This is a genomic window from Arthrobacter sp. Alg241-R88 (assembly GCF_900537115.1).
In the GTDB taxonomy this organism is placed as follows: Bacteria; Actinomycetota; Actinomycetes; order Actinomycetales; family Micrococcaceae; genus Arthrobacter.
Genome location: NZ_UNRG01000004.1, coordinates 123877 through 136981, shown reverse-complemented (window position 1 = coordinate 136981; position 13105 = coordinate 123877). Strand labels below are relative to the sequence as shown.

The following is a 13105-nucleotide window of genomic DNA, read 5'->3' as shown; positions in this document are numbered from 1 at the left end:
CCCCACCCATGAGTTACGGAGTTCCGTCGGCTGAGCCGTCCGCACAGGTTCCGGTGTGCCCGCGGCATCCGGACCGGCCTTCCTATGTCCGCTGCCAGCGGTGTGGGCGGCCGGCGTGCCCCGACTGCCAGCGGGCGGCCGCCGTCGGATTCCAATGCGTTGACTGCGTCAACGAGACAAGCCGGACGACGCCCCAGGTCCGGACGGTCTACGGCGGCGCCGTAGCGTCCGGCAAACCGGTGGTGACGTACGGGATTATTGCCCTTTGTGCGGTGATGTACGTGCTTCAATGGGTGGTCCCAGGCCAGGTGGTCTACGAGCAGTTCGCCTACAACAACGTCTTCGCTACCCCTGAGTACGGGGCGTTTGAGCCATGGCGGATGCTGACCGCGGCTTTCCTGCACTCGCCGGATTCCGTCCTGCACATCGCCTTGAACATGTACACGCTGTGGATCTTCGGCCAGGCCCTCGAGCCACTCCTGGGCCGTGCCCGCTTCCTGGCGCTGTATCTGATCTCGGCCGTAGGCGGCTCCGTTGGATACCTGCTCCTGAATCCCGTGCTGGTACCAGGACAAGGGCTGGTGGGAGTTGTGGGCGCTTCAGGCGCCATCTTCGGCCTCTTCGGCGCCATGCTGCTGGTGCAGCGGCACCGTGGTGGCGATACCCGCCAGCTGTGGGTGCTGATTGCCATCAACGGCGTGATTGGTTTCCTCATCCCCCAGATCGCTTGGCAGGCGCACTTGGGTGGCCTGGTAACGGGTGCCCTTTGCGCGGCAATCCTTGCCTACACTCCGCGTGGACGGCGGCAGGGCCTCATCCAGGCAGCGGGCCTGGTGGCGGTCGTGCTGCTGCTGGCCGTCGCCAGCTGGGTGAAAATCTCGATGTAGCCACAAAGGTATGCAGCCCGAAGGGCTGACGCCGTCCCGTTCTCAAGAGGGCCCCGACATAACCGATGTCGGGGCCTTTTCTTATCCACAGGACTTATCCACAGTGTTGGTAACTTACATGCGTGTAGTTCGTCTCGGGAAACCAGTTTTCCCGCCAGTCCGCGGGAATTCCGGGAAGCAGGACGGCTTGCAATCCACAGCTGTGGATAACTCTTGGGGATAGTGCTGTGCTTAAGTGGACAAAAGCCCGAAAAAGCAGCCGTCTGTGGATAAAACAGTGGAAGACAGCCCAGATTGGCAGCATCCCAGGCTTGCGTAGGCTTCTTTCAACAGCGTTTTGCACAGTGTTAATAAGTGACACCGGTGTAATCGCGTGGCCGTAATTGCCCGCACCGCGGTGCGAAAGGAGTGACGACCCGCTTGCAGCTTCCACAGTTTCCACAGTTGTGGATAACTTGTGGGTATCGCTGTGTTGGTAAGTGGACAACCTGGCGCGGGTAGTTGAAGCTTGGTGCCAGTCCGCAGTTTCAACGCAAAGGTGCCTGCCACTTTTTGCGCCTGCCATTGCCGTCCGACCCAGGAGTACCTATTGAGCGCCACCACGCAGCACATCTTCCTCGACAAGCAACATCCTGTCCTCTGGCGGGCACTGAACGGGTTGGGGCTTAAAGTGCGGGAGGCCGCAGAGGCCGCCGGGCTGGACGGGAAGACAGTGGAGCTCCTGCACGTCCGGATATCGCAGCTCAACGGCTGTGCTTACTGCCTGGATCTGCATGTCAGGGATGCCCTCAAGGCGGGCGAGAGCGGACAGCGCCTGGCGGTGCTCCCCGCGTGGCGCGAGACGGCCCTCTTCACCGAAAAGGAACGGGCCGCCCTTGCACTGGCCGAAAGCATCACCGAGTTGCCGGACCATCATGCCCAGGCCCAGGAGGAAGCGTTCGCGCGCGAGCACCTCACGGAAGAGGAGTTCTCGATTGTCAGCTGGCTGGCGATCACTATGAACGCATTCAACCGGATATCCATCACCAGCCACCACCCCGTCCGCCGGGACCGTTAGCCGTCCCTCCGGACCGTTAAGGCAGGCCCTACTTAGAGGGCCTGGTTATCCACAGGTCTTCCACACTGTTAATAACTGCATCCGGGTGGCATGATTGGCCCGTTCCCGCTGCTTGGCGGTCGTGAGGCCGGCTTTCTACTGGTGCCCTCAGGTTTTCAACAGTGTGGATAACTTTCCCAACAGTTGGGGAAAACCAGGGAATCAGGCGTGGGGCCGCGGCCAGATTCCTGAAGATCCACGGCGGTGGCTGTCCAACAGGTGCGTGTCCACCATGCCAATGGCTTCCATGAGGGCAAACATGGTGGTGGGGCCGACGAAGGAAAATCCCTTCTTCCGCAATGCCTTGGACAGGGCAACCGATTCCGGGGACTGCGTGGGGATGTCGGTGTGGACTGCCGGGCGGGGTGTGTCTGTTGGTTTGAACTGCCAGACAAACTCCACCAGGCCGCCTTCCTGGCGCAGCGCGAGTGTGGCCTGTGCATTTGCCACCGCGGACCGGATCTTCAACCGGTTCCGGACGATGCCGGGATCCTGCAGCAGCCGGTCGACGTCGGCTTCGGTAAACAGCGCTACCGCATCCGGGTTGAAGCCCGCAAAGGCGGCACGGAACGCAGGGCGCTTCCGGAGGATCGTGGCCCAGGAAAGTCCTGCTTGAAACCCCTCCAGGCAGATACGCTCGTAGAGCCCCTGTTCATCGATGACAGGAAGGCCCCACTCATTGTCGTAATAATCGCGCAGGAGTGGGTCAGTGGATGCCCACGCCGGCCGGGCGAGGCCGTCCTCGCCTACGACTGCACCGCCGTGAGCAGGCCGGTCAGAGGCTGGACCACCGCTCACCGTTGTGCCGACGGCTGGACCGCCGCCAGGAACTAGGAGCGCCACCGGGTGGTCATGAGGAAGCCGATGATTGCGATGCCGAAGCCGGCCACGATGTTCCACGATTCCCACGCCGCAACCGGCAGCTGGCCTTCGCTGATGTAGAACGTGATGATCCAGAAGAGGCCGATGATCATCAGGCCGAACATGACCGGCTTGAACCAGACGGGGTTGGGCTTGTAGGCCTGCGACGAAGCCTGCTGGGGGGTGCTGGCGGTCTTCTTGCGAGGCTTTGACTCGGGCACGGGTTCTCCTTGGCGGGCTGAGGCAAGCTCGGCGTTCCGGGCTTGATATCCTGCAAGAAGGAAGTTGCCAGCGGTCTGCGCGATCTTGGTCAAATCTGGATTCTTACTAGCAGCCAATTCTAGCCGTAGTCATGGGTCACCAACGCCCATCGCAACCGCCGGGAGGAGAACCCGTGGTACTGCAGGAGAAGGCGCGGCCCGTTGCTGCGCCCGCTGCCGGCGTCGTCATTTTGCGCGGGGCAGTCCTGGTGGTGGGTGAGCTGCTTATTACAGCCGGGATCATTCTTCTTCTTTTTGTTGCCTGGCAGCTGTGGTGGACCAACGTGGAGTCCGACGCCAAGCAGAGCGAAGTCATCAAGGAGTTTGCACAGGACCTCGGTGCTGCCGCTCCAGCCGCCCCGGACGCGCCGGCAGCCCCTGAAGATTTCGGTCCGCCCGCAGTTTCGGCAGCGCCCGGCCACGCCGGCACCATCGGGATCATGTACATTCCCCGGTTCGGCGAAAACTACACCCGGCCCATCGTCCAGGGGACCACCAGTGACGTACTGGACACGCTCGGGTTGGGGCACTACACCAACACGGCCATGCCGGGAGCGGTTGGTAATTTCGCTGTTGCGGGGCATCGCCAGACTCATGGTGCGGTCCTGGACAATATCCACACCCTGGTTCCGGGGGACAAGATCTACGTCCAGACCAAGGACGGATACTACGTGTATGTTTTCCGCAACAACCAGATCGTGATGCCGTCGCGAACGGACGTCCTGGAGCCCGTGCCCACACTTCCGGGCGTTACCCCCACGGAAAGCTTCCTCACCATGACCAGCTGCAACCCCCGCTTCGGGGCGGAAGAACGCATTATCGCCTACGCGCTGCTGGACAGCTGGCGCCCTGCATCAGCCGGTCCGCCTGTTGAAATCGCAGCCCAGGTTGCCGCAGCGATTGGAAAGGGCTGAGCATGTACGGCTGGATTTTCCGCCATCTTCCAGGGCCTTTGTGGCTGCGGATCGCCACCTCGCTGGTGCTGATCGCCGGCGCACTGGTATTGATGGTTCAGTTCCTTTTCCCGTGGATGTCCGAGTACACCCAATTCACCGACTCAACGATTGGTTCCGTAAGCCAGCCATGACCACAACCAAGATCCTCGTGGTGGATAACTACGACAGCTTCGTCTACACCCTGGTGGGCTACCTCCAGGAGCTTGGCGCCGAGACCACAGTTGTCCGCAACGACGACGTCACCCTGGCGGAGGCCACCGAACTGGCCGGCACCCGCGACGGCGTGCTGATCTCTCCCGGCCCTGGCAACCCGGCTGAAGCCGGAGTCTGCATCGAACTCATCAAATGGTGCGGCGAGAACAGCGTGCCCATGTTCGGCGTGTGCCTGGGACACCAGGCGCTGGCGGAGGCATTCGGTGGCAAGGTGACCCATGCCCCGGAACTTATGCACGGGAAGACCTCCCTGGTGGAACACATCGGAACCAGTGTCTTTTCGGGACTCCCCTCCCCCGTCACGGCCACCCGCTACCACTCCCTCGCTGCGGTGCGGGACACGCTTCCCGATGTCCTTGAAGTAACGGCGGAAACCGCGTCAGGCGTGGTGATGGGGCTCCAGCACCGCACCGCACCCCTGTGCGGTGTGCAGTTCCACCCGGAATCCGTGCTGACTGAGGGCGGTTACCAGATGCTGGGGAACTGGCTCGAGTCCCTGGGCATGAAGGGTGCGGCTGCGCGGGCAGCCAAGCTGAGCCCGCTCATCCAGCACTGACCTGTTGAGGCCTGCCCTTCAGTCGTCATCCTTTTTGGTGGATGTCGGCGTGGGCGTCGGGGTCGGAGAGGGGCTTGGCGGCGGAGGCGGCGCCTTGGCAACCACGATGGTGACAGTCTTGCCCTGTTCCACCGCGGCGTTAGCGGCGTCGCTCTGATCCGTGACCCTGCCTGGTTCCACCTGCGCGTTCTCCGCCTCGACCACGGCGGGTACCAGACCCAGTTCCTTCAAAGCCGCTTCTGCTTCTTCCCGGGTCCGTGCGCGCAGTTCGGGGACTGCGACCTTGCCGGTGGACACCACCAGCTCAACGCTTGTGCCCACGCCAACGCTCTGTCCCGGGGCGGGGCTTGTGGTGATCACGATGCCAGCCGGGACTGTGGGGCTGTTGGCGGTGGTGGTTGAGGGAGCGCCCATCAACCCGATCTGGCGGAGCATGTCCCGGGCAGCAGCTTCAGTTTTGCCCGGCAGGCTGTCTGGAATCTTGACGGCGCTTGGCCCGTCGCTGATATTCAGGACCACCTCGGCTCCGGGATCCACGGCGACGCCGGAGGCAGGATCCGTTCCGATGGCAGTGCCCTTGGGTACCGTGTCATGTTGTGCGCGGACGATTCTGGGCACGAGGTCCGCGCCGTAGAGCTCCTGCAGGGCAGCAGACTCAGTCATCGCCGCCACCGCCGGAATCGAAACCTTCGGCGGCGGCGGTGCCGGGCGGTTCACGATGCTGTACAGCCACAGTCCGCCGCCGGCCAGGACGAGGACGGTGAAGATCACAAGTGTCGTGATCCACGCACGACGCCGGGACTTTTGCCGTGCGGTTCGCTCGCGTTCCAAAGGCAGGCCCAGGAGCAACTCATCCCGTGTGGAAGGTTCGTAAGCACCGGGACCGGGACTGCCGCCGTCGTCGGCCGGTGTGCTTATGGCAGCGAGCCGTCCCGTAGGAGCGTCATCCAGGAAGCTCGCGCCCGTAACCGCAAAGGCTTCAGTGGCGGGGGAAGAGGAAGCGGGTGGGACATAATCGTTGGGATCGGTGGGCGCCTCGGAGGGCGATGCCGCCGCAACAGGAATGCCGGCCCTAGCGGCGCGCAGGGCACGCTGGAACGCTGCTGCATCCTGGAACCTGTCGTCGCGGTTCTTCTGCAGTGCCTTGGCAAGCACGGTGTCCAGTGCAGGCGAAATCTCCGGGTTCAGGCTGCTCGCCGGTGCCGGGATTTCACGCACGTGCTGGTATGCCACGGACACGGGACTGTCGCCGACGAACGGCGGGCGCGAGGTCAGCATTTCATACAGGAGGCAGGCGGCGGAGTAGAGATCGCTGCGCGCATCCACTGTTTCACCGCGTGCCTGCTCAGGCGACAGGTACTGGGCGGTGCCCACCACGGCCTGCGTCTGGGTCATAGTGGCCGAGGAATCGGCAATGGCACGGGCGATGCCGAAGTCCATGACCTTCACCGAGTCACTGCCGGGGCAGTACATCACGTTGGCCGGCTTGATATCCCGGTGCACGATCCCCGCCTTATGGCTGTACTCGAGGGCTCCGAGTACGCCCAGGCAGTAATCGATAGCGTGGTCGATAGTGACGTCGTTGGCCCGGATAAGATCGCGGATGGTCTTGCCCTCAACGAACTCCATCACGATGTACGGCACGCGGACATTGTCATGCGAACCGTCGTGGACGAGGTGCTCGCCTGTATCGTAAATAGCCACAATGGACGGGTGGTTCAGCGCCGCCACAGCCTGCGCTTCGCGCTTGAAGCGCGCCTGGAACTGGGGATCACGTGCAAGGTCCGCGCGCAGCAGTTTGATGGCCACGGTGCGTCCGAGCCGGGTGTCCAGGCCCCGGTGAACGTCCGCCATTCCTCCCCGGCCGATAAGGTTGCCCACCTCGTACCGTCCGCTCAGGACACGTTGGCTATCCACCGGGAGGCTGTCCTCCCGGTGCAACGGTGTGCGCGCTGACTCGTTCATTGGCTGTCCTGGCGGTTACGGCTTGCAGGTCGGAGGCAGACCCGGCAGCTCGCCGGCGGCGCAATCCGGGAGGGGCGACTGTGCTGTGGGTGCTGCCACGGCGGAAGTGGTGGATGTCGGCGACGGCGGCGGCGGCGGAGAGGTTGTGGTGGGGGCGGGCGGTGCCACGGCATAGGTAATGGTCACCGGCGAGCCCACTTCCACCAGACCCGACCGCGACAACCCAATCACCGAGTTGGGTGCTGAGTTCGCATCAACCTGCGGCTGCACGCTGACGTCCAGGTTAAGGGCGGAAAGCTGCGACTGAACCGTCCGGTAGTCCTTCCCCAAGTAGGCCTCAGGAATGACGTTCACGGTTTCCGGCGGCGGGGGCGTGCTCACTGTGGGTGTGGCGCGGGTCTGTGTCGGCGTGGCCGACTGCGTTGTCTGGGTGGGGGTTGCGCTGCTGGGCTGAGTGCTGCTTGAAGGGGCGGAGGAGGTGGGGTCGCTCGACGGAAACAGGATGCCCTGCTGGTTGAGGAAGAAGCCAACCAACGCGAACAGGAGCAGCAGGATCAGGGCGATCAGCGGCCAGGTCCAGGGGCTGCGGCCGCGGCGTTCGGGCTCATCGGCCGGCTCGTCGTCGTACGTTGTTTCTTCCGGCACCCAATTCCGCTCGGCGGCGAGGGCATTGGCGCGGGCGAGCGTTCCCTGCGGCTCATCGGTGTCCGCAGCCGATCCTGCGGTACCGGCCGCCATTCCTGCCATGGCACCGGCAGCACCGGCACCCAGCACCGGCAACGCAGAGGTTGCAGTGGCGGAAGTGTCACGCTGGGCACCGATAACACCGGTGGGTGCAGTTGTTGTGTCCACCGGTGCCGTGATGGGACCGGTATCGGCATCAAACAGAAGCATTCCCGGGACGGCGGCACGGGCGGCGCTGACGTCTCCGTTCCGGATCGCCTCCGCTGCCTCAGCCAGCTTGATTGCATTCGCGGGCCGGTTCTTGGGATCCTTGGCGAGCATGGACATCAGGAGGGCCCGCACCGGTGTGGGAAGCGACTCCGGCAGTGGCGGCGGCGCGTCGTTGACCTGGGCAAGGGCGATGGCGATCTGGGACTCGCCGGAGAACGGCCGGTGCCCGGAGAGGCATTCGTAGCCAATGACACCCAGTGAGTAGATGTCCGACGAACCGGTGGCCGTCTGGCCGGTGGCCTGCTCCGGTGCCAAATACTGGGCAGTGCCCATCACCTGGCCCGTCTGGGTGAGGGGCACTTGGTCGGCAAGGCGGGCGATGCCGAAGTCAGTGACTTTCACGCGTCCATCAGGAGTGATCAGGAGGTTGCCCGGCTTGATGTCGCGGTGTACCAATCCCTGGGCATGTGCAACGGAGAGAGCACGGGCTGTCTGCGCGATGATGGACAGGGTGCGGTCCGGGGACAGCACCTGCTCATGCTCGATGATGCTGCTCAGCGGCTGGCCGGGGACCAGTTCCATGACCAGGTAGGCGGAGCCCTCTTCCTCGCCGTAGTCGAAGACGTTGGCAATGCCAACGTGGTTGAGCAGGGCAGTGTGGCGGGCCTCTGCGCGGAAGCGCTGAAGGAAACCGGGGTCCCCCGTGTACTCCTCTTTCAACACCTTGATGGCGACGATGCGGCCCAGGACGAGGTCTTTGGCTTTCCAGACTTCGCCCATGCCGCCGATCGCGATCCGCGTGGTCAGCTGGAATCTGCCGCCGAGGGTGATTCCGGTTGTAGGCCTCACTTATTCAACACCGCCTCAAAAATTCTCTTCGCATTCGGACTGGTTAGCTGTGCGCCGGTAGTGATGTCCACGCCCTCCATAACGATCGTGACACCCACCTGCGGGTTGTTGGCGGGGGCAAAGCCGGTGAACCAGGAGTTGTTCACGCCATTGCCCAACTCTGCAGTTCCGGTTTTGCCTGCCACCTGGACTCCCGGGACCGCTGCCCTGTTGGCGATGCCCTGGCTGACCGCACTGGTCATCCACTCCGTGATCTGGTTGGCGATCTCAGGGGTGGTTGAGGTGCGCAATTGTTCCGGCTGCGGTTCGTCGATGACACGAAGGTCCGGGGAACGCAGGGTCTTGATCAGGTTGGGCCTCATCTGCACCCCGTCATTGGCGATGGCCGCGGTCATCATGGCCACCTGCAGGGGCGTAGCCCGGACGTCCCGCTGTCCGATGGCTGACTGGGCGAGTCCCGGCGCATCCAGGTCGTCGGGGAAGCCGTTGTCCCGGGCGTAGCCGAGCTTCAGCTGGTCCCCCATGTCCTCGCCGAAGCCGAACTTCCTTGCCTGCTCGGCGATCGCGTCGCGGCCCAAGTCCAGGGCAATACTGGCGAACGGTGTGTTGCAGGATTGCTGCAGCGCGAAGGCGAAGTCCGCCGTGTCCCGGGTGTAGCAGTTGCCGCCTGCGTAGTTGGGAAGCTTGTACTGGATGCCGTCGAAGGGCATTTCAGCTGGATTGGGAAGTTCGCTGTCCTTGTTGTATTTGCCTGACGCAAGGGCCGCGGCGGTGTCCACGAGTTTGAAGACGGAACCCGGGGCAAGCAGTTCACCGGTGGGTCCGCTGACGTTCGGGTTCAGGTTGATGCCCGGAACTTTGACCAGTTCGTTGATATTGGCCGACTCTTCGGTGGGATTCTGGGTGGCAACCAGGTTGGGGTTGTAGGAGGGTTTGGACACCATGGCCAGGATTGCGCCGGTCTTGGGGTTGGTGACCACAATGGAACCGCGCTGCCCTTCCGGGATGAGGTCGTAGGCGAGCTGCTGGATCTCCGGATCGATGGTGAGTTCCACCGACGCACCCTTTGGCTGGCTGCCCAGGAAAAGCTGCCCCACCCGATCCAGGAAGAGCTGGTCTGAATTGCCTGCCAGTTGCTCGCCCATGGCCTGCTCCAGGCCGGTGGCCCCGTAGTTCTGCGAGAAGTACCCGGTGATTCCTGCGTACAGCTCCGGCTGCGGGTAGGTCCGCTGGAACGCGCAGGTTTCCGAACCGCTCTCCACTGATTCGGCCACCGGTGATCCGGCCACAACGATCGCGCCGCGGTCATTGCAGTAGTCCTGCAGGATGGCACGCTGGTTCCACGGGTTGGCCTCAAGCTCTTCGGCGCCAATCACCTGGACATAGCTGATGGCGCCGAAGATCAGCGCGAACATCGCAATCGCCGCTACCCATGAATGCCGTATCGCCTGGTTCACAGGTGCTTCACCGCCTCGGTAGGAGTATCAATGCCCATGGATTCCGCGCCCTTGGCCGGTGGCAGGGGTGTGGTGTCCACCGGGCCGCGGGCGGTGTGGGAAATCATCAGGAGCAGGCCCACGATGATCCAGTTGGCCAGCAGGGAGGAACCGCCGGCGGCCAGGAAGGGCGTGGTCAGACCGGTCAGCGGAATGAGTCGGGTAACGCCGCCGATGACCACGAAGCACTGCAGCGCCACGGCGAATGACAGTCCGCAGGCGAGCAGTTTGCCGAACGCATCGCGGGTGCCCAGGGCAGCCCGGAAGCCGCGGGTGAAGAGCAGCAGGTACATCAGGACGATGGCAAAGAGTCCGATCAGGCCAAGTTCCTCGCCGAGGGAGGCGATGATCATGTCGCTGTTGGCGAACGGAACCAGGTCCGGCCGGCCCTGGCCCAGGCCGGTCCCTACGAGGCCGCCGTTGGCCATGCCGAAGAGTCCCTGCACGATCTGGTGGCTTCCACCGGGAGCCCGGTCGTAAACCTCCGGGGTAAAGGCGTTCAGCCAGCCGCTGATACGGAGTTCCACGTGGGAAAAGACCCGCGACGCCGCAAAGCCGCCGCCGAGAATGAGGGCCAGGCCGATCACCACCCAGCTGATACGGCTGGTTGCCACGTAGATCATGACGATGAACAGGCCGAAGAAGAGCACGGATGAGCCGAGGTCGCGCTGGAAGATGAGCACGCCGATGCTCACCAGCCAGGCAGTGATCATGGGGCCCATGTCCTTGAACCGCGGAAACTGCAGCGGGCCGATCTTCCGGCCCGCCAGCAGGATCAGGTCGCGGTTCGAGGAAAGATACCCGGCGAAGAATATGGCGAGGGTGATCTTGGCGACTTCACCCGGCTGGAACGTCATGGGCCCAAGCCGGATCCACACGCGGGCACCGAGGATTTCGCCTGCGCTGATGCCGGGAACCAGCGGCAGCACCAGCAACAGGGCGCTGGCGGCAAGGGAGATGAAGGTGAACCTGCGGAGGATGCGGTGGTCCTTGAGGAACCAGATGACGGCGATGGCGACTGCCATGGCGATCAGGGTCCACCGGAGCTGGTTGTTGCCGGTATCGTCTCCCGGCGCGTCGAGCCGGTGGATCATGGCCAGGCCGATTCCGTTGAGGGCCACTACCAGGGGAAGTATTACCGGATCTGCATATTTTGCGCGGAACCGAAGCACGCCGTGGAATACCAAGGCAGCCAGGGCGAGCAGGCTGGACTGGAACCAGAAGTCCGAATCAAACGCCTTTTCCTGGTCCACCCCCACCAGCATGTTGGCCCCAATGCCGACCGCAAGGGCCAACAGGAGCAACGCAAGTTCCACGTTGCGGCGGGGTTTGGTTGTGGTACTGAGCTGGCTCATTGGCCCACCTCGCAGGTGACTGTGGGACTGGGTGTGGGGGACGGGACCGCAGGGGTGGCCGAAGCATCAGGCGCCGGTGCAGCCGTCGCGGTGGGCGTGGCCGTAGCGGTTGCAGCCGTTGAGGCGCCGGGGGAAGCCGAGGGCGCCACGCACTCGTCTTCAGGTGAGGTGCTGCCGGTGAGTTCGAGGTTTTTCACGATGCGCTGGGCGTCGTAGAGGTCCTGGGCGGGTACCGTCTGCCGAACGCGCTGCTGCGAGAACGGCGGAAGGGAATCCATGCGGATCTCGGTGACCGTCTCAAGACTGGAGAGCTGGATGGGTCCCAGCCGCTGGGAAACGCCGTTGAAGATGGCAACGCGGGCATCGAACTCGCCGACGTAGTAACGGGTTTGGGTCCAGGCGTACCCGAGCCAGAGTCCAATAGTCAGAAGCACCAGGACGGACGCGGCAATGGACCAGGTCAGCCACCGCCGTGGCTTGAGGGGCACGACTGTGTCGTCGTCACCGGCGGGGGGTTCGGCCTTGTGCGTGAGGAGGGTGGCGGCGCGCCGGGCAACAGTGCGGCCGGCGATAGTGGGAATGGAACCGGACTCCGCAGCTGTTGCGGCTGCTCCCACAAGTTCGTGCGGGCGTGAGGCCAGTTCGTCACGGAGCACTTCGGCGGAGAGGTGCTCGCCGAGGTGCGGATCCGTGACTCCTGCTCCAGGGCTATCCGGGCTGTTGCTGTTTTTGGCCGATGCCGGTTCCCCCGATTCCTTGGCGGCATTGGAGTTCTTGGGATCATTGGCGGCAGGAGGTTCTGCTGGGGTGCCGGCGGCGGGCTTCGGCCTGTCTACCGCATCCGGTGCCTCGACGGCCAGGGCACCCGCGCTCTTCGCCACGGCAGCGGCTTTGGTGACTTCGTGGGAGGGAATAACGTCGACGGCGGCGGTACTGACGTCGTCGGGCGTTTCCTCAACGATTTCCACCATAACAACGGTGACGTTGTCCGGGGAGCCGGCCTCGAGGGTGAGGTCCACGAGGGTCTCCACACACTCGCGAAGGTCCTTGGTCTCGCGGACGGTGCGTTCAACTGCATGTCCGGCAACATAGTTAAGGCCGTCCGAACAGAGGAGCCAGCGTTCCCCGGGTTTCACGTCCAGGCTGTCCAGGTCCAGTTCAGGGCTGGCATCGACATCACCCAGGACACGCATCAGGACGTTTTTGTGCGGATGCGTTTCGGCTTCCTCAGGCCGGAGCCGGCCTTCGTCGATCAGCCGCTGCACAAACGTGTGGTCAACACTGACCTGCTCAAACTCGCCGTCACGCAGGCGATACGCCCGGGAATCACCGATGTGCGCAAAGTGCAGCTTCCCCTCGGCAAGCAGGAGCGCCGTGACGGTGGTTCCCATCCCGGCCAGCTTGGGGTTGACATGCACAAGCTCAGACAGCAGGGAGTTTGCGGTCTGGATCTCATCGGCCAGCGTGGTGGCGGCATCGCCGGCGTAATCACCCCGGTCCAGGTGGATCATGTCAAGAACAGTGGCGGCCGAAGCAACGTCGCCGCCCGCGTGCCCGCCCATGCCGTCCGCGACTACGGCCAGGTGGCGTCCCGCGTAAGCGGAATCGTCGTTTTTCGAGCGGATTTTTCCGACGTCGGACCTCGCCGCGAAGCGCATGATGAGGGGCCGCTCCACCGGCTTGTGGCCGGGTGCGGGGCTTTCCGGGGCGGCCACGG

At 63.8% G+C, this 13105-nt stretch carries 12 protein-coding genes; 5 read left to right on the top strand and 7 right to left on the bottom strand.

Going from position 1 to position 13105, the window contains the following annotated elements:
- Positions 1 to 8 precede the first annotated feature (8 nt).
- Entirely contained in the window at positions 9 to 887 is an 879-nt protein-coding gene (locus G6R19_RS11355; protein WP_163164951.1) for a rhomboid family intramembrane serine protease, read from the top strand.
- Between the two features lie 589 nt (positions 888 to 1476).
- Positions 1477 to 1944 (top strand): carboxymuconolactone decarboxylase family protein, encoded by a 468-nt coding sequence (locus G6R19_RS11350; RefSeq protein WP_163164949.1) that lies wholly within the window; start codon positions 1477 to 1479, stop codon positions 1942 to 1944.
- Between the two features lie 201 nt (positions 1945 to 2145).
- Here G6R19_RS11350 and G6R19_RS11345 read toward each other — a convergent pair whose 3' ends face one another.
- Complete coding sequence (locus tag G6R19_RS11345; protein WP_163164947.1) at positions 2146 to 2781, bottom strand: DNA-3-methyladenine glycosylase I; 636 nt, start codon at positions 2779 to 2781, stop codon at positions 2146 to 2148.
- Between the two features lie 32 nt (positions 2782 to 2813).
- Positions 2814 to 3065, bottom strand: a complete 252-nt coding sequence (locus G6R19_RS11340) for a cell division protein CrgA (RefSeq protein WP_163164945.1) — start codon at positions 3063 to 3065, stop codon at positions 2814 to 2816.
- 173 nt (positions 3066 to 3238) lie between these two features.
- Here G6R19_RS11340 and G6R19_RS11335 point away from each other — a divergent pair, with 173 nt between their 5' ends.
- The 3 genes from G6R19_RS11335 to G6R19_RS11330 are packed head-to-tail and all read left to right on the top strand — an operon-like array spanning position 3239 to position 4829.
- A complete protein-coding gene (locus G6R19_RS11335; protein WP_163164943.1) occupies positions 3239 to 4018 on the top strand; it encodes a class E sortase in 780 nt (259 codons plus the stop codon).
- Positions 4019 to 4020: 2 nt separating this feature from the next.
- Positions 4021 to 4191, top strand: coding sequence for a hypothetical protein (locus G6R19_RS20230; protein ID WP_205484375.1), 171 nt, complete (start codon positions 4021 to 4023; stop codon positions 4189 to 4191).
- Complete coding sequence (locus G6R19_RS11330; RefSeq protein WP_163164941.1) at positions 4188 to 4829, top strand: aminodeoxychorismate/anthranilate synthase component II; 642 nt, start codon at positions 4188 to 4190, stop codon at positions 4827 to 4829. The genes G6R19_RS20230 and G6R19_RS11330 overlap by 4 nt, the downstream gene beginning before the upstream one ends.
- A gap of 18 nt (positions 4830 to 4847) precedes the next feature.
- Here the strand turns inward: G6R19_RS11330 and pknB are convergent, their stop codons facing one another.
- From pknB to G6R19_RS11305, 5 genes are read right to left on the bottom strand one after another with little or no spacing between them, the layout of a single operon-like run.
- Complete coding sequence (gene pknB, locus G6R19_RS11325) at positions 4848 to 6794, bottom strand: Stk1 family PASTA domain-containing Ser/Thr kinase (protein ID WP_163164939.1); 1947 nt, start codon at positions 6792 to 6794, stop codon at positions 4848 to 4850.
- 15 nt (positions 6795 to 6809) lie between these two features.
- Positions 6810 to 8537 (bottom strand): serine/threonine-protein kinase, encoded by a 1728-nt coding sequence (locus G6R19_RS11320; RefSeq protein WP_163164937.1) that lies wholly within the window; start codon positions 8535 to 8537, stop codon positions 6810 to 6812.
- The gene (locus G6R19_RS11315) at positions 8534 to 9994 is read right to left on the bottom strand and encodes a penicillin-binding protein 2 (protein WP_163164935.1); all 1461 of its coding nucleotides are present in this window, start codon (positions 9992 to 9994) and stop codon (positions 8534 to 8536) included. The genes G6R19_RS11320 and G6R19_RS11315 overlap by 4 nt, the downstream gene beginning before the upstream one ends.
- Positions 9991 to 11388 carry an FtsW/RodA/SpoVE family cell cycle protein gene (locus G6R19_RS11310; protein WP_163164933.1) on the bottom strand — a complete coding sequence of 466 codons (1398 nt, stop codon included), beginning with the start codon at positions 11386 to 11388 and terminating at the stop codon, positions 9991 to 9993. Before G6R19_RS11310 ends, G6R19_RS11315 begins: the two co-directional genes overlap by 4 nt.
- Positions 11385 to 13103: a PP2C family serine/threonine-protein phosphatase gene (locus G6R19_RS11305; RefSeq protein ID WP_240341842.1), complete on the bottom strand. Its 1719-nt coding sequence runs from the start codon at positions 13101 to 13103 to the stop codon at positions 11385 to 11387. Before G6R19_RS11305 ends, G6R19_RS11310 begins: the two co-directional genes overlap by 4 nt.
- Positions 13104 to 13105: the final 2 nt, after the last annotated feature.

Coding starts and splice junctions, on each gene's coding strand:
- G6R19_RS20230 (WP_205484375.1), top strand. CDS start 4,021: ATGTACGGCTGGATTTTCCGCCATCTTCCAGGGCCTTTGTGGCTGCGG.
- G6R19_RS11355 (WP_163164951.1), top strand. CDS start 9: ATGAGTTACGGAGTTCCGTCGGCTGAGCCGTCCGCACAGGTTCCGGTG.
- pknB (WP_163164939.1), bottom strand. CDS start 6,794: ATGAACGAGTCAGCGCGCACACCGTTGCACCGGGAGGACAGCCTCCCG.
- G6R19_RS11330 (WP_163164941.1), top strand. CDS start 4,188: ATGACCACAACCAAGATCCTCGTGGTGGATAACTACGACAGCTTCGTC.
- G6R19_RS11310 (WP_163164933.1), bottom strand. CDS start 11,388: ATGAGCCAGCTCAGTACCACAACCAAACCCCGCCGCAACGTGGAACTT.